Raw genomic sequence first — 23,978 nt, forward strand, 5'->3', positions numbered from 1 at the left:
ATTATTAAAAATTAAGAAAATAAAATTTAAATAAAACAGCAAGGTGGATTTGCTCCCACCTTGCTGCGAATTCGTACGTTCGTTATTTGGCTTGTTCTTTGCCCGGATCCTTGCCTGTCAGCGTCTCCGACCATTCCTCCATCATTTCGCCAACGAGATCCTCGAGGTTCTCCGTAGCTGAGGTGGGGTGTTTGGGTACGGGAATCGGATCGACACCGGAACCTTTTCCAGGCGGCAGGGTGTCCTGTTCCTGCATCTTGTCCACTCGTTCTTGCTCCTTTCTGAATTAGGATAGGATCGCAAACGGCTCGTTTTCCAAGCTAATGATTGACCTTGATATGATGATCCGGCGTGACCTTATGGGTCAGCAGTTCAGAGACGGTAACGAACCGATATCCCCGGCTTTGGAGTTCAGGCAAAATAACCTTTAGCGCCTCGATGGTTTGCGTGCTGTTATGCACGTAATCATGCATGAGGATAATGTCGCCGTTTCGTGCGTTATTTAGTACCTTGCGGACGATCTTGTAAACGCCGGGCGTTGCCCAATCCTTTGTATCTTGATGCCAAGACCAGAGGATCATCTTCAGGTCGTTATCTTTGGTTAACTCGACGATGGTTTCATTATAGTAACCGCCTGGTGGACGGAAGAGGACCGGTTTGCTTCCGGTTGTCTCTAATACGGCCTCCTGGGTCATCGCCATCTCTTCCGTTAAGGTCTTTAAAGTCAACCGGTGAAAGGAAGGATGGTGATAGGAGTGGTTGCCGATTTCATGCCCCCCGGCTTGTTCCAATCTAACGATTTCGGGGAAACGTTTGACGCGGTCGCCAACGACGAAAAAGGTCGCTTTCGCTTGGTACTGCTCCAGAAGTTCAAGAATTTTCGGGGTTTGATGCTCATCCGGCCCGTCGTCAAACGTCAAGGCGATGTATTTTTCCTGCATCGGCACTTCCCAAACAATGTCCCCGCGTTCCTCGTAGTAGCTCCTTTCCTTGCCCTGGGCCGGGGAAGATGCCTCCACGGCAGGGGTGAGAAGCGAAGCCGAGAGGGCGATAGCGAGCGCTGCCCCCAGTTTGTTTTTTAACATCGTTTCTGCGTGCCTCCATCAACTAAACTTAAAGAGATTGTCCAGCCGAGCCAGCAAGAAAACTCTTATTCCCGGCGGTCGACGCTGTCCATTTAGTGTGGCTGATCTCCGGCACTTTTATCCTTGTACGGGAGAATCGTCCTCTCTTTCAAAAAAATCGCCGCTCTGCAGTCGGTCGACGAACTGCTGCAGCCACTCGTAATAGCTTGTGGCATGCTTCAGCTTGTGCAGATCCTCCAGGCACCGCTTCCGCTCTTCCTCGGAGGTCTCCATCTCCAGAATGGTCTCCGAGAGCGGCGGAATGACGGAGTCGAGAGCTCCGCGCATGACATCGATTTCTCGTTGCAGCTTCGTCGCAAAAAAGGCCTGAAACGCTTTGAAAAAATCGGTTTCCGCGGCATACAGATCTTTGCGGGCGTCCTTTTCGTCCAATTTGCTCACCATCTTCGAATCGACAAGTGAGCGGACGGCATAACTCATATTGCTTTTGCTCATATTCATGCTCTGTTGCATTTCCTCTAGCGTCATGGGCCGATCCTCAAAAAATAGGATGCCGTACAGCTGCCCATAGGAGTAATTTACGCCGTAGAGGTCCATCGTTTGCGCAATCGCATCAATGACCTTGGCGCGAAGCTCTTCCCGGAAATTTTGCGGTTCCGGCATTTTCCCCGACGTTGGCTTCTTCACCTTCACACCTACCTGCCTCGAAAAATTTTACACAAAATTAATCGCCGCTTCACGCAGAGATAACCCAATAAACGCAAAACGAACGTACAATAAATATTGAACACAAGAGATTATTAACGTGATTTATCTACCATTATAACAAATATTCAATGATTACTGAATGGAACAAAAGGAGGATCCATGAAAAAACGTTCGCTTTGGGTGGAAGATGTCCGGGCCTTGTTGTTTACGCTCCCGGCGATGGTTCCGCTGACGTTGTTTTGGTTTTATCCGTTGGGGTACATCATCTATCTCAGTTTCACGGAATGGGATTTCATGAGCCCCGATAAGTTGTTCGTCGGACTGCAAAATTATCGCGACCTGTTTACGGATCCGTCGTTTTATCAGTCGCTCCGGGTCACTGCGTTATTTTCCGCAGGCAGCGTACTGCCCGTCGTTGTGTTCGGCTTAGGGCTGGCCTTGCTGCTCAACCGGAATATGAAGGGCGGATCCGTCTACCGGATGCTGATGTTCTCCCCTTGGGTGACGCCGACAGTGGCTGTTTCGATTGTTTGGTCCTGGATTTTCGAGCCCGAGGTGGGCCTAGCCAATACGTTGCTGAAAAGTTTCGGGATCGAAGGTATTCGTTGGCTGGAGGATCCGAACTGGGCGCTCGTGGGTGTCCTACTCGTTACCGTCTGGAAATCGGCCGGTTGGGGGATGATCTTCTATCTCGTGGCGCTGCGCAGCGTGCCCACAGAGCTGCTGCAAGCGGCCGAGCTCGACGGCGCAAGCCGCTGGCACAAGTTCTGGAACGTGACATGGCCGCTGATTTCGCCGACAACCTTTTTCCTGGTGATTGTTCAACTGATTCAGGCTCTGCAGGCGTACGACCAAATCAATGTGCTGACGCAAGGCGGGCCGGCCGGTTCGACACGCACGTTACTCTACCTCTATTATCAGTCCGCCTTCGACGCGTTTCAAATCGGGCAAGCCTCTTCGGTGGCAATCACGCTTATCGTCGGGTGCGTTGGATTATCGCTGCTGTCGTTCTGGGTAGGGCGGCGTACCGTTCATTACTCTTCATAGAAGAAAGGGGACTAAACCATGCAAGGGATCGAAAAATGGGGCACCGCCATTCGCCATGTCTTGTTGGCGGCGGTATCGCTGAACATGGCGTTTCCGTTCTACTGGATGGCGACCAGCGCGTTGAAGAGCAATGATGAGATCTGGCAGTTTCCGCCGACGCTCTGGCCGCACAGTCCGAAATGGGGACAATTCGCCGAGGCTTGGGTCGCCGCTCCATTTGAGCGGTACATGTACAATAGTATCTTCGTCGCTGCGGCCATCGTAGCCACCCAGGTTGTGAATTCAGGAATGATGGCCTACGCCCTGACCCATATGAAATTTCGCCTGAAAGGGGCGTTTACCGCATTGGTTCTGGTCGGGTACATGGTGCCGAGCACCGCGGTGTACCTCCCGGGTTATATCGTCCTGGGCCGGCTGGGCTTGCTGGATTCCTATGCCGGGTTGATCTTCTCCAACTGCGTGAGCGTGTTTTCAATCTTCTTGATCCGGCAAGCTTTCCTGCAAATCTCACATGAGCTGGTGGAGGCCGGGCAAATTGACGGGGCGTCGCATTTCCGTATTCTTTGGACGATTCTGCTGCCGTTGACACGCTCCTCCTTTGCGGTACTCGGACTGATTACCTTTATCGAGCAGTACAACAACTACTTCTGGCCGATGCTGATCACCAAAAGCCAACACCTGCAGCTTGTTTCGGCCGGTCTGCGCAGCTTCTTCGTGGAAGGGGGTGCTTACGGGCTGAAGTGGCCGTTGATCATGGCCGCCAGCGCCTTCACGATCGCGCCTTTGCTCGCGTTGTTCGTGTTGACCCAGAAAACGATCATGCAAAGCGTCAATTTGTCCGCAGGTGCTAGTAAAGGATGAGAGAACGAAACTGAAAACCATTTATGGAGGTTATGAAATGACGAATTGGAAAAAATCGTGGTTCGGATTGTTAATGACTTGTACCTTCCTCGTAATCAGTGCTTGCGGCGGGGGTTCCGGTGCGGCGGGGAATACGGCCGATCCCGCTCAGGCTGCGCCGGCGGGGAATACGACGAATGCCGGAAACCAAGCGCAATCGGCAGAACCGGTAACGATCGAGTTTTGGTATGGTCTTGGCGGCAAGCTAGGCGAAAATATGCAAGCCCTCATTGACAAGTTCAACAGCTCGCAGCAAGATGTCATCGTGAAGCCGGTCGTGCAAGCCGATTACAGCGAAACGGAACAAAAGCTGCAAGCGGCCATCGCCGCCGGCACCGTACCGGCCGCCGTTCTATCCTCTAACGTGGACTGGGCTCGTAAAGGGTATTACGCTCCGCTGGACGAACTGATCGCAGCTTCGCCGGATTTCCAACCAGAGGATGTCGTGCAGACGTTCCTGGAGCAAGGGAAAGTCGACGGCCAACAATTTTTCCTGCCGATGTACGGCACGACGCAAGTGATGTATTACCGGAAGGATGCCCTCGAGAAGAGCGGCCTTAAAGCCGAAGATTTGACCACCTGGGAGGCGCTTGCCGATGCCGCAGCAAAAATGACGGTCAAGGAAGGCGGCAAAACCGTGTTCTACGGCTGGGAGCCGATGTGGGGCGCGGAGAACATGATGGACGCCGTGTATGGCAAAGGCGGTAAAATCCTTAGTGAGGATGGCAACACGGTGTTGATCGATTCCCCGGAATGGGTGGATACCTGGGAATCATTCCGAAAATGGATCCATGAAGACAAAATCATGCGTATCCATTCCGGCGGCCAAGGCTGGGAGTATTGGTACAAAACGATCGACGACGTGATGAAAGGCCAAGCGGCGGGGTACACCGGTTCCAGCGGCGACCAAGGCGACCTCGATTTTAATATCGTGGCGGCTATGGAACAGCCGGGCTGGGAAGGGATCGGTGCAGGAAAGCCAGTCGCCCAGGCGATCATGGCAGGTATTCCGGCAGCCGCCAGCCCCGAGCAGCAACAAGCAGCGATGAAATGGTACAGCTTCTTCATGAGCCCGGAGAATACCGCATTCTGGTCGATGAACACCGGTTATATCGCGGTTCGTCAATCCGCGCTGAACGATCCGGAGTTCGTAGCCTACAGCGAGCAAAACCCGCAGGCGACCGTGCCGCTGAAGCAGGCGACGCATGCCTCGAAACCGTTCCAGGATCCAACGGGCGGGAAGATTACGGACGCGCTGAAAATCGCTGCCGACAAGGTACAGATCAGCAATACTCCGGCAGCCGAAGCGCTGAAGGAAGCGAAGGAGACGGCGCAGCGTGAACTCGACCGAATTCGGAAATAATCGTACCTCCGCGGCAACATTAGATGTCGCAGGAATCAAGTTTAGGGTCGATGCGATATTGTTCGATAAAGACGGAACGTTGATGGATTTTATCTATACGTGGGGAAGGTGGGGCGAGCGGTTGCTCGCCCATTTTTCCTCCGAATTGATGAAACGGCAACGATCGCCGCTATCTGCCGATCAGTTGCAGGTCTGGGGAATCAGCTACGACGCGGAAGGGCAGATCTCCGGGTATGATCGGAACAGTCCGTTGTCGATGGGCACGGTGGATGATCTGCTGACGCTGCTGGCAATGGAAGGTTACAAGGCAGGCCTCTCCTGGGCGGAAGCAAAGGTGCTGGCGGCGCAGAGTCGCGTGGCCGCGGACGAAGCACTTGAGGGTTCTCGCACGGCTCGGCTGCTGCCAGAAGTGCTGCCGTTCTTGGAGCAATGCGGTCAGGCGGGGCTCCGCCTTGGGATTGTCACCTCCGATGAAACGGCGGCGGCGGAGAAACATCTGGAATGGCTCGGGATTCGCCCCTATTTCTCCGTATGTGTTGGCGCGGATCGGGTGAACTGGGGGAAGCCTTTTCCGGACATGGTGGAGTTAGCTTGCCGTGAACTTGGTGTGGAGGCGGCTCGGGTAGCCGTCATTGGCGATACGGACGGCGATATGCAGATGGCTCGCTCCGCCGGGGCGGCTGCGGCCATCGCCTTGGATGAGGGTCATACGTCGGGGAAGGAGGGCTTCCCGTCGGCGGATGTCGTGATGACCAGTTATCGCGAGCTCCGGCTCGGGGAAGTTCGGTAATTCCGGAAAGGTGGAAGAAGAAATGGGTTGGTTATTCCTGGCTCTAGCCATCGTGCTGGAGTTGTCCGGCACGGTATCGATGAAGCTGTCGGATAGCTTTACCCGGTTGGTTCCCTCGGTACTGATGTTTCTTTTTTACGGGGCCAGTTTTACCTGCTTGAATTTTGCGCTGGGGTATATGAAGGTGAGCACCGTTTACGCGGTTTGGTCGGGAATCGGGATCGTGTTGATCTCTGTCGCGGGCGGAATTCTGTTTCAGGAGAAATTGTCGGTACCCTCGATCTTGTGGATCGGGGTGATCGTTCTCGGCGTCATCGGGTTGAATTTGAGCGGCGAGGGAGGTTAAAGAAATGGTGGATCGAAATGAGTTGCAGGTAGGGAAAGGTCAGCGGGACGAAGGGATTCTGCTAACTTTTCAGGTGATCACCGATACGCATGTCCGGACAGATGGGCAGCATACGCATAATGTTAACCTGGAACAGGCTTTACGGGATATCGCGGAAAATGGTGCCGGAAGCGCCGGAATCATGCATGCGGGAGACGTGACCGATCATGGATTCCCGGAGGAGTATGAAGCCTGGAACCGAATCTGGGAGCAGTTTGGTGGGACATTACCTCCGCTGTATGTGACGATGGGCAACCACGATGTCGCGTTGGGGAACTGGGAGGCGCGTTTGGGGCAGTTTTTGCGCGGTACCGGCACGGAGGGCATCTATCATGATCATTGGATTGACGGCTATCATTTCGTCTTCCTCGGAACGGAGGAGGGGCTGGAGTTATTTAGCTCCTTATCAGAAAAGCAGCTGGCCTGGTTGGACGATAAGCTGGGGGAGAGCGCTGCGGCGGACCGTCCAGTATTTGTATTCCTGCATCAGCCGCTAATGAACACGGTGGCCGGCTCTTATGAAGCACAACGCTGGTATGGCGTCGTGCAGGACGCCGAACTACTTGCCGTACTCGCCCGTTATCCGCAGGCGATCCTGTTCACGGGGCATACCCATTGGGAGTTGGATGCACCTAACACTTCTTTTGGCGTTCGAGGCGAAGGGCCGGCGATGTTCAATGCCGCTTCGGTTGCTTACCTGTGGACCGATGAAGACGAACACAAGGATGGCAGCCAAGGCTTCTACGTAGAGGTTTACCGCGACCATGTCCTCGTGCGTGGCCGGGACTTTACCCGCGGCGAATGGGTGGAGGCGGCGCAGTTTCGGGTGGATTACCCGCGAGGCTAGTAGAAGATCGGTCCGACGTGGAGACGAGCAGGACACTTTAATGGGAACGCGTGCCAGTTTTGGCGCGCGTTTTTGGCGTGCGGTGCAATGGCGAGCTAGAGCGATGCAACAAGCAACAAGCAACGCGCAACGAGCAGCGAGCCCGTTTGCTGTTTGCTGGTAGCGGTGCTGTGCTAACGGACACCAGAGCCGCTATTTGGGTTCTGATGTTGCCCTCCCCATTCTAACGGACCTCAGAGACCTTATTTGGGTGAATGGAGGTGAAATGATCGCCTAAAGGGTCAAATAAGGTCGCACCAGTCCGTTAGCCCGGGAAATCACCGGGAAATAAGCAAATAAGGTCCCTACGGTCCGTTAGAAGTTTGGGAGCAACGAAACGACTGGGACTTTGGAGATACCTGGATTAGGTCGAGGGGGTTGAAGAGCCGTGGAGTCGTTAGCCCTTTTGTTCTGACTATATAGGAAGCCCCCCCCCCCGCAATTCCACCGCTAAGCGGTAAAGGGGCGGTAAGTTATGGGCGAGTCATTATCCGCGACCACCCAACGCATAGAGCGAAGTTGCTCGCCGCATAATACGACTTACAGGAGGTGTATTGTGAGTTGAACAAGAAGAATGATGCGAAGCACAGCTCCAAGCAAGTAAAAAAGAAATTAGGGGATCCAAATCTGAATGCGGAATTTGCTGATGCAGATACCTCGAAAAAGACGAAGCAATAGAATGAGTATAAGACCACCAGGGCATAAGCCTCAGTGGTCTTTTTTCATATGTATCGAGGGGGAGTATAAGGATTGCCCACTTGTGGTTGCTGGTGATCCAGAGCGCCGATCAGGGAATATCTTGGCCGTCTGCCCGCTGGCTACAATCATATGGGGTCACGACGACGGAGACGCTCCCAAAAGAAACTCTTTGGACTATGAAATTCGTATCATAGGCCAATTCAGACCTAAGAAATAAAAATCCCCTGAAGCCTTACGCTTCAAGGGATTTTTGTGATGATCTGCAGTGGGCTCGAACCACTGACCCCCACCCTGTCAAGATGGTGCTCTCCCAGCTGAGCTAGCAGATCAAAATTATAGTGAAGACAAAATTTATCTTATCAGGCAGCAGGGTTCTTGTCAATACTTCCTTGAAGTATAAGGGGCCGGGACCCTGCCAACAATGGAGGAGGAGCGTAATTCCGGTCAGGATACGTATGACGTCAGAAACGCACCAAGCTTGGAAAGGAAGATGTTCAGATGCATCAAACCCACCGTAATCCCCATGACCACCATCATAACCCGTCACGACCCAACGGGACGAAACGGCCCTGGCCCCTATGGGTAGCCGTGGCGGGAGCCGTCCTCCTGCTGGCCTTAACCAGCGCTTGCCGTCTGGCACCCGACACGGAGACGATGAACCGGCAGGCTCGCGCCTTTCCCTGGCCGTTTGGGCCTTCGGTATCGGATGGCGTTTATTCACCGACGATTGTGGAGGACGTTTATTCTACGGAATAACAAGCTTTATTCCTCGTCCCACTTGCGGGAATAGCCTTTCTTCGTCACATAAAACATGGAGACGATCAACAAAACCGCGATCAGCACCGCAGCGGTTATCGTTATGCCCATGACCATAACCCTTATGCCAGCTCCTTTCAGCCGATATCCATTTAGAATAACTATACATGAAAATGATTTTTTTGTATAATGATGCAGTTTAAACAAACCAATGGACAAGGAATGCTGGGAGGGGAACGAAGTGTCGGCTGCAACAATCATTCACGTAGATAACGAGGAACAACTTCAAAGATGCCTGGACATCCGTAAAGAGGTGTTCGTCGAGGAACAGAAGGTCCCCATCGATTTGGAGATTGACGAATACGACAAGATCGATCCAGATGTGCATCATGTGCTGATCGAAATGGAAGGAGCCTATGCCGCGACGGGCAGGCTGATTTACTATAAAGACAATGCGGCCAAAATGCAGCGGATCGCCGTACGCCAAGAATTTCGCTCAAAGGGCGTGGGCAAAATCCTGCTGCTTGCCTTGGAGGAGCTGGCTCGGGAGCTGGGCCTCACAAAATCGGTCCTGGACGCACAGTGCCATGCCGAAGGGTTTTATGCCAAACTTGGTTATGAGACGATCTCGACCGAGCCCTTCGATGATGCCGGGATTCCACACGTCCGGATGGTCAAACCGTTGAAATCGTAATCATAATCATAGGTTTTGAGGTTTCGGGGCAAGCTAGGTCTAACTTGAATGAAGAGGAGATGAGCTAGCCGATGGCCCTGAATACCAGAGAAACGTTTATTGCCGTGCGAAAGAACGGAGACGGGGATTTGGAGGCGTTTAAAACGTCCAGCGGACGCGTGCTTGATTACCAGCAAGCCCTGCAGGAAGTTAAGGCCGGTGCGATCGCCGGCGTCAACGTGTTTAAGGGGCGGGACGGAGAAATGTATATCCGTGGCGATGCCGACGGAGACCCGTCCAATAACCTCGACAACTTGCCTGGTTTCGAATAACGTTGTTCCTAACCATAAACGAATGAACCCTGCGGGCGTAAATGCCCGCAGGGTTGTTTTCGTTACAGCGTATATACTTCATGTTGACGGAGGAACTCCATCTCCCCGATAGCCCCGAGGAACGTCTCCATTTCATCCCCATAATGCATCAGCAGGGTTTGGCTCTGAATTTCGGAAGGCAGAGTTAACAATTCTTCCAATGTCGTATGAACTTCGCCCCGCCCGGTTAACTGGACTTCATGCAGGATTCGTTGGCAGCCACGTTCGCGCACCAGCTTCTCGAGGAGCTCCGGCTGAAACGTTTTGTCCGCACTGTAAAAGATCTCGTCGTTGAAATAAAGCGAATAGCTCGGTTTACCCGGGATATGCGGTGTTCGGATAATCTCCACCTTCAATTCAGGCGCAAGCAGCATTGGCCGGTCTTCCGCTAGCAGACGCACGTCAAACACGTCGTGCAACGAGGCGATCACCCCATCCTGGCTTAGCCCGCCTTTCAGCGTATTTTCCCATAACGGCTCTACCAGGTTCTCGGCGACATAAAGGATCGGTTTCCGCCCAGACCCGAACTTTCGACGGAAGGCTAGTTCCTCCAGTCCGCCCACATGATCTCCATGGATATGGGTGATCAGCACGGCGTCGATGTCCTCCACCGGTTTACCGATTGCGTGCAGCGCCATGGGGGCGGTGATTCCGCAGTCGATCAGCAAGGTGAAATCTCCAGCATAGAGAAGCGCATTATTATTGAAATATCGTTTGGCAAACGCCCCGCCCGTACCCAGCATTTGCAGACGTAATGGCATGAGGAATCCCCCTTAAGTAAAGTATGGATCACCCCTTAAATGTACACAATTTCCATTAGAAACAAAAGACTGGCATCTCTCGCCAAAAAAAGTGCCGCCTTTTACCATAACCACCGCAACTTGACCGAAATCGAGGAGTATAACATTACATCAACAGGAATCAAATGGAGGGTCAAATTCATGAAATGGAGAAGAGTTGCATTATTGGTGGTTGCTTTCTCCCTAATGGGAGGTTCCCTGCTGTTTGCCGATGCCGCTAGCCAAAAGGTAAAGCTGATGCTGAACGGCCACGAGCTGGAGGATGGCGGATATATCGTAGACGGGAAAACCTATGTGCCCGTACGCAATCTCGAAGGATTGGTCGAATACAATGACAGCACCAAAACGGTGAATTATTATAAACCCAACGTTCATATGTTTTTGTTCACAGATGATGCGGTGTTTGGCGACGTGAAGAAGACGGGGAAGCTGAAGTTCAACGTATTTTCACAAATCGATAATTTACGTACGGATATCGCTGCAGTGCGGGTTTCGATCACGGCCCCTGACGGAACTTCCAAGGAGATTCAGACGGATGAGATCAAAGAGCAGCGGGATAACTTCTGGTTCCGGACGAAGGACATTACCTATGATTTCAAATCGTCAGGCCGCTATGTCGTAGGGTTCTACATGCAGCCGTCGAACGGAACGGACTTCGTGCTGATCTCGGAGAAAGGCATTAACGTCTTGAAATAATCGCAAGTTTAGCTTTACACTCGACAGTACTTACGAAAATTGACCTGTCCCACCCAAAAGTGTTACGATACGGGGGGAATGAAGCAAGGGATTCTTCTTCACTCCATTAAAACATACTTAAAGCGAGGTAATTTCATGAGCGACCACAATCACGAACACGGCGAAGCATGCGGCTGCGGCCACGATCATGACCATGATCATGAGCATGAAGAGTTTGTGTTGACGCTGACTGACGAAGAGGGGAAAGACGTAGAGATGGTTCTTGTCGAGACCTTCGACGTTGGCGAGAAAGTGTACGCGTTGCTGCTTGAGCGCAACAATCCGGAAGCGGACGGCATCATTCTCCGCATGGAAGAAGAGAACGAAGAAATGGTGCTTTACAATATCGAAGACGAACAGGAATGGAAACAGGTGGAAGAAGCTTATAACGAGCTTGTCGCCCAAATGGATGAAGCCTGATCCGAGTTTAGTCCCCTGGTTTATAAGATAAAAGCTCCCCGGAAGCGGGGAGCTTTTTGATTTGGGTTGAATCAGAATATCGGGTCAGCTTCAACGATCACCTTAACCTTATCGATATATCGATCCTCCGGTCCTTTGACCGGCAGTCCGACTTCGACATGATCCACGATGTAGTCGATATTGTCCTGGGAAATGACCTCACCCGGGAGCAAAATTGGAATCCCCGGCGGGTATACATAAATAAATTCGGCAATGATTCGTCCGGCTGATTCCTTAAACGGAATGACCTCGGTATCCGCATAGAAAGCATCCCGTGGAATGAGGGAGAGATGCGGAATTTCCGGGACTTTGACGATCAGCTCGTTGGCGTTATTTTCCTTATAATAGGTCTTAGACAATTCGCGTAGAGCCGTCAGTAAAATATCGGCGGTTTCCTGCGTATCCCCCGGCGTAATCAGGCATAGGATGTTATACATGTCGCTGAGCTCCACTTCGATGTTGTAGTGCTCACGCAGCCAATTCTCCGTTTCATAACCGGTAATCCCCAATTGACGGACGTGGATCGTCAACTTGGTCGGATCGTGGTCATAAGTCGCTTCCCCGCCCAGAATCTCCCGCCCGAAGCAGTACAAGCCTTCGATTTGGTTGATTTCCGACCGTAGATAATGCGCCAACTCCATCGCTTGTTCGGCCATTTCTCGCCCGTGCAGCGCCAAATTACGGCGCGACGTGTCAAGGGAAGCCAGCAGCAGATAGGATGTTGAGGTGGTCGTCAGCATGCTGATGATCGTCTGCACGCGTTGCGGGTTGACGTAGCCATTCTTCGTATTGAGGTTGAGAATCGAACTTTGCGTCATCGAGCCGCCGAGCTTATGCACGCTGGTGGCCGCCATATCGGCGCCCGCCTGCATGGCCGACATCGGTAACTTCTCATGAAAGTGAATATGCACCCCATGCGCTTCATCGACCAACACCGGTACGTGGAAACTATGGGCCAGATCGACAATTTCCTTCAGGTTCGCGCATACGCCAAAGTACGTCGGGTTGATCACCACGACCGCTTTGGCATCGGGATGGCGCTGCAGGGCGCGGCGGACCGAGGAAGTCGTAATCCCGTGGTCGATCCCCAGATTGGCGTCCTGTGCCGGCGAGACAAAGACCGGCTTCGCTCCGGCGAAAATAATTGCCGACATTACGGATTTATGAATATTTCTCGGGACGATAATTTTATCACCCGGAGAACAAACGGATAGTATCATGGTCATGATGGCCCCGCTGGTCCCTTGTACCGAGAAGTAGGTATAGTCGGCGCCAAAGGCGTCGGCCGCCAGCTTCTGCGCCTCTTCGATGACGCCGGTAGGCTGGTGCAGGTCGTCCAGGGGAGCGATGTTGATCAAGTCGATGGACAAGGCGTTATCGCCAATGAACTCGCGGAATTCTTTATCGGTGCCGAGCCCTTTTTTATGCCCGGGAATATGAAACTGAACGGGATTGCCGGCCGCGTGCTTTTTGAGCGCAGTGAAGAGCGGCGTGCTTTGATGATCCATACGGGCCATCCCTGCCTTTCGTCTACATAATTTTCAAACAAGCTTGAGTATAGCAAAATGCGCCCGGAATGCAAGCGAATGACGATGGTTTTACGCAAAATTGACGTTATGCGGGTTAATTTGCCGGCGAAAACGGACAGAATGAAGAGGGAAGCCGTGATCGGAAACTAGGAGAGGGGGACTTTTCGTGGAACTGACAAGCGGAATCGCGCGAAAAAAACTGCTGAATCCCACGTTCGCCAGCCTGTGGCTCATCATGTTTTTGGTGGAATTTGTCAAGGGGGCACTGATCGTATCCATCCTTCCGGTCTATATGGGGGATGTCCTGAGCCTGAGCGCGTTTGCGATTGGTTTGTCTTTTTCGATGCAGTATATCGGGGATAATTTGTTTCGCAGCCCGGCGGGCTGGCTGATCGAACGGATCGGCTTTCGCCGAACGATGAGCTTGGGGCTATGCATCACGCTCGGCGCCGTGGCGGTGATCGCGTTCCTGCCCACCATGGGGTTTCTGGTGCTTGGCTGCGCACTGTTAGGCATCGGTACCAGCCCGCTTTGGCCTTGCGTATTGATGGGGATTACCGCGGTCACGGAGGAGAATAACAATTTCGCGACGGCGATGGGCGTCATTCAGATTTCCAGCCTCGGCGGAACCGGACTCGGTCCCGTTATCATCAACTTTTTTTTGCATGATTCTTATCGGCCGGTCTTTTGGTTCCTACTTGGATGTATTGCGTTTGTCGTTCTAGTATCGTTGTTGTTGCCGGGAAAAACGGGCGGTTCCACCGCCGCGGGAACGGCGAAATCCGCCATCCCCGGGGAGGCCCCCCCCTTCGCCAAGAGCGGGGGGGTGTGGAGCCAAATGCGTGCCTCCATTCGCCATATTCGCACGCACTTGAACGTCAGCCCGCTGTTGTACCCGGCGCTGTTCCTTCAATCGTTCGCCGTCGGGCTGTTGACGCCGGTCATCACGCTGTACGTCCGCACCGAGCTCGGGCTGTCTCCGGAGACCTTCAGCGCTATGCTTGTCATCGGGGGCGGGATCACCGTCTTGGGGCTGATTCCGATCGGCAAATTGGTCGATCGCTTGGGGACGCGCTGGTTTTTGCATATCGGCTTCGCCCTGGCGGCGGCCTCGATCGGCTTGTTTGCCCTGTCGCGGGAGGTATCGCTCGTTTGGCTGTTTGTCATCCTGATCGGTTGCAGCTATGCATTTATCCTCCCGACTTGGGATACGATGATCTCGCATATGCTTCCCAGCGGCGAGAAGGGGACGGTCTGGGGCCTGTTCCTGACGATTCAGGGCTCGGGCATGGTCGCTGGGCCGATCATCTCCGGCAAAATGTGGGACCTGATCGGCCCGACTGCCCCGTTTCTGGCCAGCTCGGCGATGATGGCGCTGCTCTTCTTTCTGCATATCTGCCTTGTGCGCACGCAAAAAGCCTCCCCGAAGATATAGATCGGGGAGGCTAAATGCGCAGTAATGGCCAGGCACGCAGCCGAGCTTTAAAACGCGTTCTTATACAGCGGAAGCAGCGTCTGAAACGTCTCTTGGACCGTGCGTATCAGTTGGGTCCCGTCGGACACAAGAGGGTCGTTCCGGTCGAGTCGCAGCCCGCACAACGCTTCGGATTTTTTCACCGTCTTCAGTTGCTCGGCCCAGGCTTTCAATTGATTGGCGTCGGCTTCCTGGTGCAACGTACCGCCCGGGCTCATATGGTCTAAGGACCAGTAGAAGCCGTCCGGAATCGTCTTCTTGATCTGGGCCGCCTGCTTGTCCAAATAGTTTGCGAACACCGATTTATTTGGGCTTTCGTAGATGACGGCGAAAATAATAAATAAGTGAGTGGAGAACATCCCCACTTGGAAATGCGGCAACGCTTTATACCCGCGTTTGCTGGCCGCCCAGGCGACCCAGGTGTCATTCGGCGGGTTCACCGTCCGGCGGGCATGCTTGGCGACATGCGGGAACATCTCTTCTCCGCATAATGCGGACAAGAAGGGAGCCAGCTCCGTGCCCAGCGTCTCCAGCTTCGGTCTGATGCGGCTTATGATCGCTTCCATCCGGGGCTCCAGGCCGGGGACGGTTAAGGCGTCGAAATCTGGTGTCGTAAATCCTTCAAAGGACATCGATGAATACCTCCAACTCGAGCATGAATCTGACTCTGGTGTGTTTGGTTTGTAACGGTACCAGTATATCATAAATTTGCGCGTCATCCGTGGCCCGTTCAGGGTAAAAATAATCAATAAACCAAGTTCCATTACATAAGATGGAGTATAAGATAAGGTAAACCGTTAGGAGGGAGTGCCGTGAACAAAAGTTACGAAGTGGAATACTGCAACCTGGAACTCCGATTCGACCGCCGGCACATTCAACAATTGATCCGCGACTTGATCCAAGACGGGTATTCTTTATATTGGAGCGAAAACGAAACTCTCTTTATCATCTCGGTCCGTACCGGACGTAAGCTGACCAAGCTGCGGTTTCAGCGTCTTCCCAAAGGATACAAGCTGGTGGGTGATTACTTGATCCGGGATGCCAAGCTGGCCGAATGGCTGGAGAAGCTGATTGGGGATCTACGCGGCCATGCGGTGGTCAAGCGGTTCAAGGATCGTCAAATCTTGGTCGAAAATATTTTGTTTGGTGAAGTCATTCGCCTTGTCGAAATCTCGGGGATGGAACATCGCGTCATCTATCAAAAGGGACCGGTCCTCGACACGGCGCAGATGGCCGAAATGTACGCCTCCGAATCTGCGGAACAGCAGTTGGCCCATCTCCAGGAGGAATTGGATGCCGAGCTGGAACGGTTGTTCGAAGCGATCCAGCAGGGAGATACCGAAACCTCCGAGGCTTGCAAGGAGAGGCTGCGCAAGCTACGGCTCGAATTGCTCCGTCTTGAATGGTAAGCGCTAAATCCGCCCATCCTAGAGGAGTGATTACCTGCCTCGCTGTCGGCACAACCCATACGAGAAAATTGAAAGGCAAGTCCTTGGCTCCCACGGCGTTGGGGGTTGTTTTTTGAGCGAAACGGCGTAGGGTTCACTTCTGTACACAAAAGAGTTAAAATGATACTATTGAAAAAAATATAGTGTGCAAAGGATGGAGACCATGTCAAAACAACAAATCGGCGTCATCGGCCTGGCCGTCATGGGCAAGAATTTAGCCCTTAATATTGAAAGCCGGGGCTTTACCGTGTCGGTATTTAACCGCTCCCCGGAAAAAACGCATGACCTGCTCGATAACGAAGGCAAAGGCAAGAACCTGGTAGGCACGTTTTCCGTCGAAGAGTTCGTGAACTCGCTGGAAACGCCGCGCAAAATTCTAATCATGGTACAAGCCGGTCCGGCCACAGACAGCACGATCGAACAATTGCTGCCATACCTGGATCAAGGGGACATTATCATCGATGGGGGTAACGCACACTTCCCGGATACGCAGCGCCGCAGCAAAGAACTGGAAGCTAAAGGATTCCGCTTTATCGGTACAGGGGTATCTGGCGGTGAAGAAGGCGCCTTGAAAGGACCAGCCATCATGCCGGGTGGCCAAGAATCCGCTTATAAGCTGGTTGAACCTATTTTGACGGCAATTTCCGCAAAAGTGAACGGCGATCCTTGCTGTACATATATTGGTCCGGACGGAGCCGGACATTACGTGAAAATGGTGCATAACGGCATCGAATATGGCGATATGCAGCTGATTGGCGAAGCCTACCATCTGTTGAAAGACGTGCTGGATGTTGATGCGAAAGAACTGCACGAGATTTTCAGCGAATGGAACAAGGGCGAGCTGGACAGCTACCTAATCGAAATTACCGCCGACATCTTCTCGCAATACGATGAGGAAACCGGCAAACCGATGGTAGACGTCATCTTGGACGCAGCCGGCCAGAAAGGCACCGGAAAATGGACAAGCCAAAGCGCCCTTGATTTAGGCGTACCGCTGTCCATGATCACCGAATCGGTCTTCTCCCGTTTCCTCTCGGCAATGAAGGAAGAACGTGTAGCGGCCAGCAAAATTCTGAACGGACCTGCCAAGAAGTTGTTTAACGGCGATAAGAAGGAGTTTATTGAGAACGTCCGCAAGGCACTGTTCGCTTCGAAGATCGTCTCGTACGCCCAAGGATTTGCGCAAATGCGTTCCGCTTCCGACGAATACGGATGGGATTTGAAATATGGCAACATCGCGATGATTTTCCGCGGCGGCTGCATCATCCGCTCCCAATTCCTTCACAACATCAAGGATGCTTACGATCGCGATCCTGCGTTGAAGAACCTGCTGCTTGACCCTTACTTCAAAAATGTCGTGGAGAGCTACCAAGACGCATGGCGTAATGTGGTATCCGCGGCTGTGGCGAACGGGATTCCGGTGCCGGGTTTTGCGAGCGCGCTGTCCTATTACGACAGCTACCGCACGGAACGCCTACCGGCCAACTTGCTGCAAGCGCAGCGCGATTACTTCGGGGCTCACACGTTCAAACGTGTCGACAAGGAAGGCGTCTTCCACCATCAGTGGTTCTAAGCCGAAGAACGGATCACGAGGAAGCCGGAGGGACGGGAACGTCTCTGCCGGCTTCTTTTTGTGTTGAAAATGGATCGGCCTGTGTTATGATATGAAAAAGTTTACTCTGAGCGAGTTCTCAACAAGCTGAACAGAGCAAGTAGGTGAACGAACACATGAATCAACCGCTAAATAATATCGTGCTGATCGGCATGATGGGCACGGGGAAGTCGACCGTGGGTTCGTTGCTGGCGGCTGAAACCGGCCTTGTGCTCGTCGATCTCGACCAGCGGATTGTCGAGGAAGCCGGACGGACGATCCCGGACATTTTCGCAGCCGAAGGGGAAGCTTATTTTCGCGAGCTGGAATCCGCGATCTTGCGGAGTACGCTGCAGGAACGTGGCATTGTGCTGGCGACCGGCGGCGGCGCCGTACTTCGCGAGGAGAACCGCCTCGTGATGCGGGAAGGTGGCCTTGTGGTCGCGCTCCAAGCAACCGCGGAGGAGATTGTCGCGCGGGTCGGAGAAGATCCAGGTCGACCGCTGCTGGCTGGAGGCGCGAAGGAGCGGGTGGTCGCTCTTCTGGAGGAACGGAAAGACGCTTATGCTTTTGCCCATCTGACCGTCGATACATCGGGGAAAAGTGCGGAACAAGTATCGGATGAGATTTTAACGCATTACCGCGGTTCTTGATCAATCACAATAAAGGGGAATGTGAACCATATGGACGTTATCGTAAAGCCAACGCCGGAGTTAAAGGGCGAAATCGGAGCATTATCTTCCAAAAATTATACGACCCGTTACTTGCTGGTTGCCGCTCTGGCGGAAGGGACAAGCACCGTTTATTATCCGGCGCATAGCGAGGACAGCGACGCCATGCGCCGCTGCATCGCCGATTTGGGCGCGGTATTGGAAGAGGACGAGGAGAAGATCGTCATTACCGGTTTTGGGCGTCGGCCGAAGGACGTCAAGGAGTTGAATGTCGGCAACGCCGGTGCGGTGCTGCGATTCCTTATGGCGATTGCGGCGTTGTGTCCAGAGGTGACGTTCGTGAACACCTACCCGGATTCGCTGGGGAAACGTCCGCATGACGACCTCATCGACGCGCTGGGGCAACTGGGCGTGGAGGTTAGCCATAATGAAGGCCGGCTACCGATCACGATTAGCGGAGGAACGCCGAAAGGCGGGAAAATCCGCGTGTCCGGTTCGGTCAGCTCCCAATATTTGAGCGCTTTGTTATTCCTGACTCCGCTGCTTGCTGAAGACAGTGAAATCGAAGTGCTGAACGACCTGAAATCGAAGGTGGTCATTGGGCAAACGCTAGAGGTGTTGGAGCAGGCCGGGATTGTCATTCATGCCAGCGATGATTACATGCATTTCCGTGTACCCGGTGGGCAAAGCTACCAGGCGAAGACGTATACGGTGCAGGGCGATTACCCCGGTTCGGCGGCGATCTTGGCTGCAGCCGCGGTGACGAAGTCGGACGTTAAGGTCCACCGTCTGGCCGAACGCAGCAAGCAAGGGGAACGCGCCATCGTAGACGTTCTGCAGATGATGGACGTGCCGCTAACCCATCAAGACGGAACGGTGCATATCCAAGGGAACGGACGTCTGCGGTCGGTAGAATTCGACGGCGATGCAGCGACCGACGCCGTGTTGGCCATGGTGGCAGCTGCGGTGTTTGCCGACGGAACGTCCCGTTTCTATAACGTGGAAAATTTGCGTTATAAGGAGTGCGACCGGATTACTGATTTTTTGACCGAGCTGAAAAAAGCAGGAGCGAACGTGGAGGAACGCCAGGCCGAAATTATCGTGCATGGCCGCCCGTCCGGACTGGAGGGCGGCGTGACGATCAATGCGCATTACGACCATCGCGTCATTATGGCGTTGACCGTCGTAGGCCTGCGCTGCCGTCAACCGCTGGTGATTAAGGATGCGCATCACGTGGCCAAATCGTATCCGCAATTTTTTGACCATATCGTCTCGCTTGGCGCATCCGTGGAACGGGTAGAATAAACTTGAACTAAGACGCAAGGCGCTGGTTTGGGACCGGCGCCGGCAAAGGAGGCATTTCAAATGGCATTTGACAATCCAAGCCGTGAGGAAATCAAAGAAATTCTACTGAGCGCCGGGAACATTGCGGTTGTGGGACTGTCGGACAAAACCGACCGAACCTCATATATGGTAGCCCAAGCGCTGCAAAATAACGGCTACCGCATCATCCCGGTTAATCCGACGGTAAGCGGCGAAATCCTGGGTGAGAAGGTGTATCCGAGTTTGTCGGACATCCCCGAACCCGTGGATATCGTAAACGTGTTCCGCCGCAGCGAGCAGACGCCGCCGGTGGCGGAGGAAGCCGTGAAAATCGGCGCCCGCGTGCTTTGGCTGCAGCTGGGGATTGTGAGCGAGGAAGCGTACGAAATCGCCTCGAAAGGCGGTCTGACCGTGATTATGGATCGCTGTATCAAGGTTGAGGACAGCATCTTGATCGGAAAACGAAGTTAAATGTAGCGTGGCCAATAGGACCCGTCCGCAATCGGAGGGCCCTTTTTTGGCTTCTCGTTTTTCCTTTGACAAATTTGAGGGGCTAGGATTACCATAATGAAATAGATAGAGGGCATCCTACAGAGGAAGTTCAAAAATCATCAAAGTTGATTTTTGAACTCTATTTTAATGTGCCTTGAACAGGAACTTACAAGCAGGACTAGGGGGTCACTACATGATACAGGGGATCGGAGCAGCAGCTGGCGTCGCCATCGGCAAAGCTTTCGTGCTGCCCGCCTGGGAATGGGACGTACCGGATCGCCGGATGGAAAAGGTGGATCTCGCTAAAGAATTCGAGCGGTTGTACGAAGGCATTCGCACGTCTAAAACCGAAATCGAAGTGATGAAGAACGAGATTAAAGAGACGGTGGGTGCGGAGGAATCCGGCATCTTTGACGCTCACCTGGCTATCCTGGAGGATCCCGTCTTTATGAGCGAGATCCGGGGGATCATCGAACGCCAGTACAAGGCGGCGGAGGTTGCTGTTAAGGAAGCGATCGACCATTTTGTAACGATGTTTGACCTGCTGGACGACGAATATATGAAAGAACGGGCGCTCGACATCAAGGATGTCGGCAACCGTCTGCTCAAGCATCTGCTCGGGACGCCGGACATCACGCTGCCGGCGGATACACAGCCGTACATTTTGGTGGCCAAAGAGCTTTCACCCTCCCAACTGGTCCATTTGAATCCGGACAACGTGCTGGGTATGGTCACGATGGCTGGCGGCAAAACTTCGCATTCGGCGATTATGGCTCGGGCGCTGGGGATTCCGCTAGTTTCAGGTCTGGAGAACAAGTTGGTTGAGCCGCTGCAAACCGGCGACATGTTGGTGATCGACGGGGACGAGGGATGGGTGTATCTCAATCCCGAACCGGCGATCGTGACGCGCTTTACGGAGCTGGCGGAGAAACAACGCCGCCGCAAGGAGCAACTGCAGCTGTTAGCTGCGGTTGAAGCGACAACCAAAGACGGCGTACGCATGCGGCTCGCCGGGAATATCAGCTCCGTCAAGGATTTGGAGCTGGCCTTGAAGCACGGTGCGGAAGGCGTTGGCTTGTTCCGTACGGAATTTTTGTATATGGACCGGTCCACTTTCCCTGGCGAAGACGAGCAGTTTGAGGTGTATAAACAGGTCGCGGAGAAAGCCGGGCCGCATCCGGTCGTCATCCGGACGCTGGACATCGGCGGCGACAAGCAGCTGGAATATTTCGAGCTTCAGGAAGAGGAGAATCCGGTGCTGGGCTACCGGGGGATCCGCATCAGCCTGGACAGCCGCGAGCTGTTTCGGACGCAGCTTGCCGCCGTTTTGCGCGCCAGTGCCTATGGCAAAATGAAGATCCTGTATCCGATGATCTCTTCGCTGGAGGAAGTCCGCGGGGCGAATGCGATTCTGGAGGAAGCCAAGCAGGATTTGACCCGGCGCGGACTCGCCTATGATCCGGAAATTCAGGTTGGCATTATGATTGAAATTCCGGCCGCGGCGGCGATTGCCGATCTGTTGGCGCAGGAAGTGGACTTCTTCAGCATCGGCACCAACGACCTGGTCCAGTACGTGCTGGCCGTCGACCGGATGAACGAGAAGATCGCCCATATGTACCACCCGTTCCATCCGGCGGTATTGCGTCTGCTGCGACAAACAGTGCAATCGGCCAAAGAGGCGGGCATCACCGTCAGCGTCTGCGGCGAGATGGCCGGGGACGAGAAAGCGGTGCCGCTATGGCTGCATCTCGGCGTCACCGACCTGAGCATGTCGCCGCAGGCCCTGCTGCGAGTGAAGCACCGCGTCTTGAACTCCGATTCGCGGGAGAGCAAGGAAGTGGGCGCTGCCTGCTATCGCTTATCGACCAGCGATCAGGTCGAATCCGAGCTGGTACGTTATGCGCATGAGCTGGAACAAGAACGGTTGGGCAAATAACAACATAAGCCGTCCCTGGGGTCAAGAGTGAGTGACACCAGGGACGGCTTGTTGCGTTTCAGACCTGCACTTTTACATTTGGCGGGAGCAGGAACGGCGCGGGGAACCTTGCCCGGTGCGTCGTAAGTCATGTCCAAATCATGTCACGCCATTTCATGGCAGAGCGGAGTCGGGACGAGACGACTAACGCAGATCAGCCACCGCATCCACGAACGCTTTGCCGTAAGCCGGCAGGTCCGGCGGACGGCGGGCCGAGATGATGTGCCCGTCCACGACGACGGGCTCGTCGAGCCAGATCGCGCCGGCGTTCTGCATATCGTCGCGGATGCCCGGCGTAGACGTTACGGTCACGCCTTTCAGGATCCCGGCGGAGATCAGTACCCAGCCGGCGTGACAGATTTGCCCGATCGGCTTCTTCGCTTGGTGCAGCTCGCGGACGAGCTGGAGCACCTTGTCGTAACGCCGAAGCTTGTCTGGCGCCCAGCCGCCGGGGACAAGAATCCCGTCATACGCGCTGGCATCGATTTCCTCAAAGGCAAATTCCGCCTCGGCGGGGACGCCGTATTTGCCGATGTATTTTTTCCCTTTCACCGGGCCGGCTAAATGCACCTCAGCCCCCTCTTCGCGAACGCGGTAGATTGGGTACCATAGCTCCAAATCTTCAAATTCCTCATCCACCAGGGCAATAATTCTTTTGCCAGTTAATCTCAAATCCAACTCCTCCTGTCTTTTATGGTACTTGACGAAAACTCGATTCAATATTTTAATTGTATCAAAAATGATAACTATTACTATGCCCGGCGGTTTCTGAAACCTTTCCAATTATGGCAATATAAAGTATCTTTCGCCAACAGAAGGAGATTCTCGCAAGCGGGTCGAATAAGATCATTATTCATAAAATTTATCGAATCAAAAAAATGCAAAGGACTAAGATGAGGTGGTACTGTGCGAAAGCACTGTCATTGCGGGCAAATGATGAACCTAGGCTTCAGGCTGGTCATTTTTGAAGGAATCTATGAAATCGACCGCGTTCCCATTTACGAGTGCGAGGATTGCAGCTATTATGAGGTGCTTCCGGAGGTGAAGTCGGATCTGACGGACTTGTTGGCCGAACTCAAAAAAGAGCAGCCTAACGGCCGCGTGTATTTTACCGAGATGAACGAGCTGGCTGACCTGATTTTCGCCATCTACCGTCAGTGGAATCGAACCGAGAACGCTTCCTTCGAGAGTCTGTTGGAGCAGCAATGCGAGGAACGAATCAATCTCCTGCTGGACTTGTACGGCGGGGCCAAGAACATCGGCGATTTGGATTGGATGAACGAGATCTCTAAACGCCTCTCTCAATTATCTAAATATGTCAAGAATCGACAACTTTCCAGAGCCAATTGACGATTTTGCTCGATTTTTGCAAATCATTTTGTAAATGATGTTGTATTTTCATTTCTCTTTTTGTTAAGATATCAACAGAACATCTGGAGATTCTTATTCGCACAAAAGGGGATGAAATGTTATGTCCACATGGATGAGAATACAATCGATCCAGGAGCTGAATGATGCTTTGGTACGCTCCTCAAGCCAGCCGCTGCTGCTGTTTAAGCACAGTACCCGCTGCCCGATCAGTGCCGGGGCACATAAGGAAGCGGAGGCGTATTTGAACGGGACTCCGCGCGAAGACGTTACATACGGGCTGATTTACGTCATTGAGAACCGGGACGTATCGAACGAAGCAGCCGAACGGCTTGGCGTCAAGCATGAATCCCCTCAAGCCATCCTGATCAAGGAGGGACAAGCCGTCTGGCACACGTCTCATTCTAAGATCACGGAGACCGCGCTGCAGGAGATTTTACGCTGAGTGAA

27 protein-coding genes and 1 tRNA gene are annotated in these 23,978 nt (G+C 53.4%); 20 read left to right on the plus strand and 8 right to left on the minus strand.

Annotation, left to right across the window (positions count from 1 at the left end; all coding sequences use genetic code 11):
* Positions 1-82 precede the first annotated feature (82 nt).
* From IM700_RS22180 to IM700_RS22190, 3 genes are all read right to left on the minus strand, one after another.
* Positions 83-265 (minus strand): hypothetical protein, encoded by a 183-nt coding sequence (locus IM700_RS22180; protein WP_155608762.1) that lies wholly within the window; start codon positions 263-265, stop codon positions 83-85.
* A gap of 55 nt (positions 266-320) precedes the next feature.
* Positions 321-1,085: a polysaccharide deacetylase family protein gene (locus IM700_RS22185; protein ID WP_193419023.1), complete on the minus strand. Its 765-nt coding sequence runs from the start codon at positions 1,083-1,085 to the stop codon at positions 321-323.
* Between the two features lie 117 nt (positions 1,086-1,202).
* Positions 1,203-1,748, minus strand: a complete 546-nt coding sequence (locus IM700_RS22190) for a GbsR/MarR family transcriptional regulator (protein ID WP_155608788.1) — start codon at positions 1,746-1,748, stop codon at positions 1,203-1,205.
* Between the two features lie 204 nt (positions 1,749-1,952).
* On the opposite strand from IM700_RS22190, the gene IM700_RS22195 reads away from it, so the two are divergent.
* Genes IM700_RS22195 through IM700_RS22220 form a run of 6 tightly spaced genes read left to right on the plus strand, consistent with a single transcriptional unit; the run spans position 1,953 to position 7,125 of the window.
* A complete protein-coding gene (locus tag IM700_RS22195) occupies positions 1,953-2,840 on the plus strand; it encodes a carbohydrate ABC transporter permease (protein ID WP_193419025.1) in 888 nt (295 codons plus the stop codon).
* A gap of 18 nt (positions 2,841-2,858) precedes the next feature.
* Positions 2,859-3,701 (plus strand): carbohydrate ABC transporter permease, encoded by an 843-nt coding sequence (locus IM700_RS22200; protein ID WP_193419027.1) that lies wholly within the window; start codon positions 2,859-2,861, stop codon positions 3,699-3,701.
* A 37-nt stretch (positions 3,702-3,738) separates the two neighbouring features.
* Positions 3,739-5,103, plus strand: a complete 1,365-nt coding sequence (locus IM700_RS22205; protein ID WP_193419030.1) for an ABC transporter substrate-binding protein — start codon at positions 3,739-3,741, stop codon at positions 5,101-5,103.
* Positions 5,078-5,893, plus strand: a complete 816-nt coding sequence (locus IM700_RS22210; RefSeq protein ID WP_336244922.1) for an HAD family hydrolase — start codon at positions 5,078-5,080, stop codon at positions 5,891-5,893. Before IM700_RS22205 ends, IM700_RS22210 begins: the two co-directional genes overlap by 26 nt.
* Positions 5,894-5,915: 22 nt before the next feature.
* A complete protein-coding gene (locus tag IM700_RS22215; RefSeq protein WP_193419031.1) occupies positions 5,916-6,239 on the plus strand; it encodes a DMT family transporter in 324 nt (107 codons plus the stop codon).
* 4 nt (positions 6,240-6,243) lie between these two features.
* Positions 6,244-7,125: a metallophosphoesterase family protein gene (locus IM700_RS22220; RefSeq protein ID WP_193419033.1), complete on the plus strand. Its 882-nt coding sequence runs from the start codon at positions 6,244-6,246 to the stop codon at positions 7,123-7,125.
* Positions 7,126-8,119: 994 nt separating this feature from the next.
* Here the strand turns inward: IM700_RS22220 and IM700_RS22225 are convergent.
* Positions 8,120-8,192: transfer RNA gene (locus tag IM700_RS22225), tRNA-Val, on the minus strand.
* A 169-nt stretch (positions 8,193-8,361) separates the two neighbouring features.
* On the opposite strand from IM700_RS22225, the gene IM700_RS22230 reads away from it, so the two are divergent.
* From IM700_RS22230 to IM700_RS22240, 3 genes are all read left to right on the plus strand, one after another.
* Positions 8,362-8,619, plus strand: coding sequence for a hypothetical protein (locus IM700_RS22230; protein WP_155608769.1), 258 nt, complete (start codon positions 8,362-8,364; stop codon positions 8,617-8,619).
* 211 nt (positions 8,620-8,830) lie between these two features.
* Positions 8,831-9,313 (plus strand): GNAT family N-acetyltransferase, encoded by a 483-nt coding sequence (locus IM700_RS22235; RefSeq protein ID WP_155608770.1) that lies wholly within the window; start codon positions 8,831-8,833, stop codon positions 9,311-9,313.
* Positions 9,314-9,384: 71 nt separating this feature from the next.
* Complete coding sequence (locus tag IM700_RS22240; RefSeq protein WP_155608771.1) at positions 9,385-9,624, plus strand: DUF3892 domain-containing protein; 240 nt, start codon at positions 9,385-9,387, stop codon at positions 9,622-9,624.
* 62 nt (positions 9,625-9,686) lie between these two features.
* Here the strand turns inward: IM700_RS22240 and IM700_RS22245 are convergent, their stop codons facing one another.
* On the minus strand, positions 9,687-10,424 hold the full coding sequence (locus IM700_RS22245; protein ID WP_193419035.1) for an MBL fold metallo-hydrolase: 738 nt from the start codon (positions 10,422-10,424) through the stop codon (positions 9,687-9,689).
* Positions 10,425-10,604: 180 nt separating this feature from the next.
* Here IM700_RS22245 and IM700_RS22250 point away from each other — a divergent pair, with 180 nt between their 5' ends.
* Both IM700_RS22250 and IM700_RS22255 read left to right on the plus strand, forming a co-directional pair.
* The gene (locus IM700_RS22250) at positions 10,605-11,159 is read left to right on the plus strand and encodes a copper amine oxidase (RefSeq protein ID WP_193419037.1); all 555 of its coding nucleotides are present in this window, start codon (positions 10,605-10,607) and stop codon (positions 11,157-11,159) included.
* Positions 11,160-11,294: 135 nt separating this feature from the next.
* Entirely contained in the window at positions 11,295-11,618 is a 324-nt protein-coding gene (locus tag IM700_RS22255) for a DUF1292 domain-containing protein (RefSeq protein ID WP_193419039.1), read from the plus strand.
* Positions 11,619-11,689: 71 nt separating this feature from the next.
* Here the strand turns inward: IM700_RS22255 and IM700_RS22260 are convergent, their stop codons facing one another.
* A complete protein-coding gene (locus IM700_RS22260) occupies positions 11,690-13,165 on the minus strand; it encodes an aminotransferase class I/II-fold pyridoxal phosphate-dependent enzyme (RefSeq protein ID WP_193419041.1) in 1,476 nt (491 codons plus the stop codon).
* Positions 13,166-13,352: 187 nt separating this feature from the next.
* On the opposite strand from IM700_RS22260, the gene IM700_RS22265 reads away from it, so the two are divergent.
* Entirely contained in the window at positions 13,353-14,621 is a 1,269-nt protein-coding gene (locus IM700_RS22265) for an MFS transporter (protein WP_193419043.1), read from the plus strand.
* A 47-nt stretch (positions 14,622-14,668) separates the two neighbouring features.
* Here IM700_RS22265 and IM700_RS22270 read toward each other — a convergent pair whose 3' ends face one another.
* The gene (locus tag IM700_RS22270) at positions 14,669-15,292 is read right to left on the minus strand and encodes a YktB family protein (protein WP_193419045.1); all 624 of its coding nucleotides are present in this window, start codon (positions 15,290-15,292) and stop codon (positions 14,669-14,671) included.
* A 180-nt stretch (positions 15,293-15,472) separates the two neighbouring features.
* Between IM700_RS22270 and IM700_RS22275 the strand changes: the two genes are divergently transcribed.
* The 6 genes from IM700_RS22275 to ptsP all read left to right on the plus strand — a co-directional run bounded on the left by IM700_RS22275 (position 15,473) and on the right by ptsP (position 22,121).
* The gene (locus IM700_RS22275; RefSeq protein WP_193419047.1) at positions 15,473-16,069 is read left to right on the plus strand and encodes a hypothetical protein; all 597 of its coding nucleotides are present in this window, start codon (positions 15,473-15,475) and stop codon (positions 16,067-16,069) included.
* A 202-nt stretch (positions 16,070-16,271) separates the two neighbouring features.
* A complete protein-coding gene (gene gndA / locus IM700_RS22280; RefSeq protein WP_193419050.1) occupies positions 16,272-17,681 on the plus strand; it encodes an NADP-dependent phosphogluconate dehydrogenase in 1,410 nt (469 codons plus the stop codon).
* A 155-nt stretch (positions 17,682-17,836) separates the two neighbouring features.
* Positions 17,837-18,352, plus strand: coding sequence for a shikimate kinase (locus IM700_RS22285; protein ID WP_193419051.1), 516 nt, complete (start codon positions 17,837-17,839; stop codon positions 18,350-18,352).
* Between the two features lie 30 nt (positions 18,353-18,382).
* On the plus strand, positions 18,383-19,675 hold the full coding sequence (gene aroA / locus IM700_RS22290; RefSeq protein WP_193419053.1) for a 3-phosphoshikimate 1-carboxyvinyltransferase: 1,293 nt from the start codon (positions 18,383-18,385) through the stop codon (positions 19,673-19,675).
* A gap of 60 nt (positions 19,676-19,735) precedes the next feature.
* Positions 19,736-20,164: a CoA-binding protein gene (locus IM700_RS22295; protein ID WP_193419055.1), complete on the plus strand. Its 429-nt coding sequence runs from the start codon at positions 19,736-19,738 to the stop codon at positions 20,162-20,164.
* 214 nt (positions 20,165-20,378) lie between these two features.
* Entirely contained in the window at positions 20,379-22,121 is a 1,743-nt protein-coding gene (gene ptsP / locus IM700_RS22300) for a phosphoenolpyruvate--protein phosphotransferase (protein WP_193419057.1), read from the plus strand.
* A 183-nt stretch (positions 22,122-22,304) separates the two neighbouring features.
* Here ptsP and IM700_RS22305 read toward each other — a convergent pair whose 3' ends face one another.
* Positions 22,305-22,832, minus strand: a complete 528-nt coding sequence (locus IM700_RS22305; protein ID WP_155608782.1) for a type 1 glutamine amidotransferase domain-containing protein — start codon at positions 22,830-22,832, stop codon at positions 22,305-22,307.
* Positions 22,833-23,066: 234 nt separating this feature from the next.
* On the opposite strand from IM700_RS22305, the gene IM700_RS22310 reads away from it, so the two are divergent.
* Positions 23,067-23,510 carry a hypothetical protein gene (locus IM700_RS22310; RefSeq protein ID WP_193419059.1) on the plus strand — a complete coding sequence of 148 codons (444 nt, stop codon included), beginning with the start codon at positions 23,067-23,069 and terminating at the stop codon, positions 23,508-23,510.
* A 121-nt stretch (positions 23,511-23,631) separates the two neighbouring features.
* Positions 23,632-23,973, plus strand: a complete 342-nt coding sequence (ytxJ, locus tag IM700_RS22315) for a bacillithiol system redox-active protein YtxJ (RefSeq protein WP_193419061.1) — start codon at positions 23,632-23,634, stop codon at positions 23,971-23,973.
* The last annotated feature ends 5 nt before the right edge of the window (positions 23,974-23,978 follow it).

Source organism: Paenibacillus rhizolycopersici (genome assembly GCF_014947195.2).
Lineage (GTDB): Bacteria > Bacillota > Bacilli > Paenibacillales > Paenibacillaceae > Fontibacillus > Fontibacillus rhizolycopersici.

Excerpts from the sequence above, each read along its gene's own strand:
- IM700_RS22185 (WP_193419023.1), bottom strand. The coding sequence starts at position 1,085 with ATGTTAAAAAACAAACTGGGGGCAGCGCTCGCTATCGCCCTCTCGGCT.
- IM700_RS22190 (WP_155608788.1), bottom strand. The coding sequence starts at position 1,748 with ATGCCGGAACCGCAAAATTTCCGGGAAGAGCTTCGCGCCAAGGTCATT.
- IM700_RS22195 (WP_193419025.1), top strand. The coding sequence starts at position 1,953 with ATGAAAAAACGTTCGCTTTGGGTGGAAGATGTCCGGGCCTTGTTGTTT.
- IM700_RS22200 (WP_193419027.1), top strand. The coding sequence starts at position 2,859 with ATGCAAGGGATCGAAAAATGGGGCACCGCCATTCGCCATGTCTTGTTG.
- IM700_RS22205 (WP_193419030.1), top strand. The coding sequence starts at position 3,739 with ATGACGAATTGGAAAAAATCGTGGTTCGGATTGTTAATGACTTGTACC.
- IM700_RS22215 (WP_193419031.1), top strand. The coding sequence starts at position 5,916 with ATGGGTTGGTTATTCCTGGCTCTAGCCATCGTGCTGGAGTTGTCCGGC.
- IM700_RS22220 (WP_193419033.1), top strand. The coding sequence starts at position 6,244 with ATGGTGGATCGAAATGAGTTGCAGGTAGGGAAAGGTCAGCGGGACGAA.
- IM700_RS22230 (WP_155608769.1), top strand. The coding sequence starts at position 8,362 with ATGCATCAAACCCACCGTAATCCCCATGACCACCATCATAACCCGTCA.
- IM700_RS22235 (WP_155608770.1), top strand. The coding sequence starts at position 8,831 with ATGGACAAGGAATGCTGGGAGGGGAACGAAGTGTCGGCTGCAACAATC.
- IM700_RS22240 (WP_155608771.1), top strand. The coding sequence starts at position 9,385 with ATGGCCCTGAATACCAGAGAAACGTTTATTGCCGTGCGAAAGAACGGA.
- IM700_RS22245 (WP_193419035.1), bottom strand. The coding sequence starts at position 10,424 with ATGCCATTACGTCTGCAAATGCTGGGTACGGGCGGGGCGTTTGCCAAA.
- IM700_RS22250 (WP_193419037.1), top strand. The coding sequence starts at position 10,605 with ATGAAATGGAGAAGAGTTGCATTATTGGTGGTTGCTTTCTCCCTAATG.
- IM700_RS22255 (WP_193419039.1), top strand. The coding sequence starts at position 11,295 with ATGAGCGACCACAATCACGAACACGGCGAAGCATGCGGCTGCGGCCAC.
- IM700_RS22260 (WP_193419041.1), bottom strand. The coding sequence starts at position 13,165 with ATGGATCATCAAAGCACGCCGCTCTTCACTGCGCTCAAAAAGCACGCG.
- IM700_RS22270 (WP_193419045.1), bottom strand. The coding sequence starts at position 15,292 with ATGTCCTTTGAAGGATTTACGACACCAGATTTCGACGCCTTAACCGTC.
- gndA (WP_193419050.1), top strand. The coding sequence starts at position 16,272 with ATGTCAAAACAACAAATCGGCGTCATCGGCCTGGCCGTCATGGGCAAG.
- IM700_RS22285 (WP_193419051.1), top strand. The coding sequence starts at position 17,837 with ATGAATCAACCGCTAAATAATATCGTGCTGATCGGCATGATGGGCACG.
- aroA (WP_193419053.1), top strand. The coding sequence starts at position 18,383 with ATGGACGTTATCGTAAAGCCAACGCCGGAGTTAAAGGGCGAAATCGGA.
- IM700_RS22295 (WP_193419055.1), top strand. The coding sequence starts at position 19,736 with ATGGCATTTGACAATCCAAGCCGTGAGGAAATCAAAGAAATTCTACTG.
- ptsP (WP_193419057.1), top strand. The coding sequence starts at position 20,379 with ATGATACAGGGGATCGGAGCAGCAGCTGGCGTCGCCATCGGCAAAGCT.
- ytxJ (WP_193419061.1), top strand. The coding sequence starts at position 23,632 with ATGTCCACATGGATGAGAATACAATCGATCCAGGAGCTGAATGATGCT.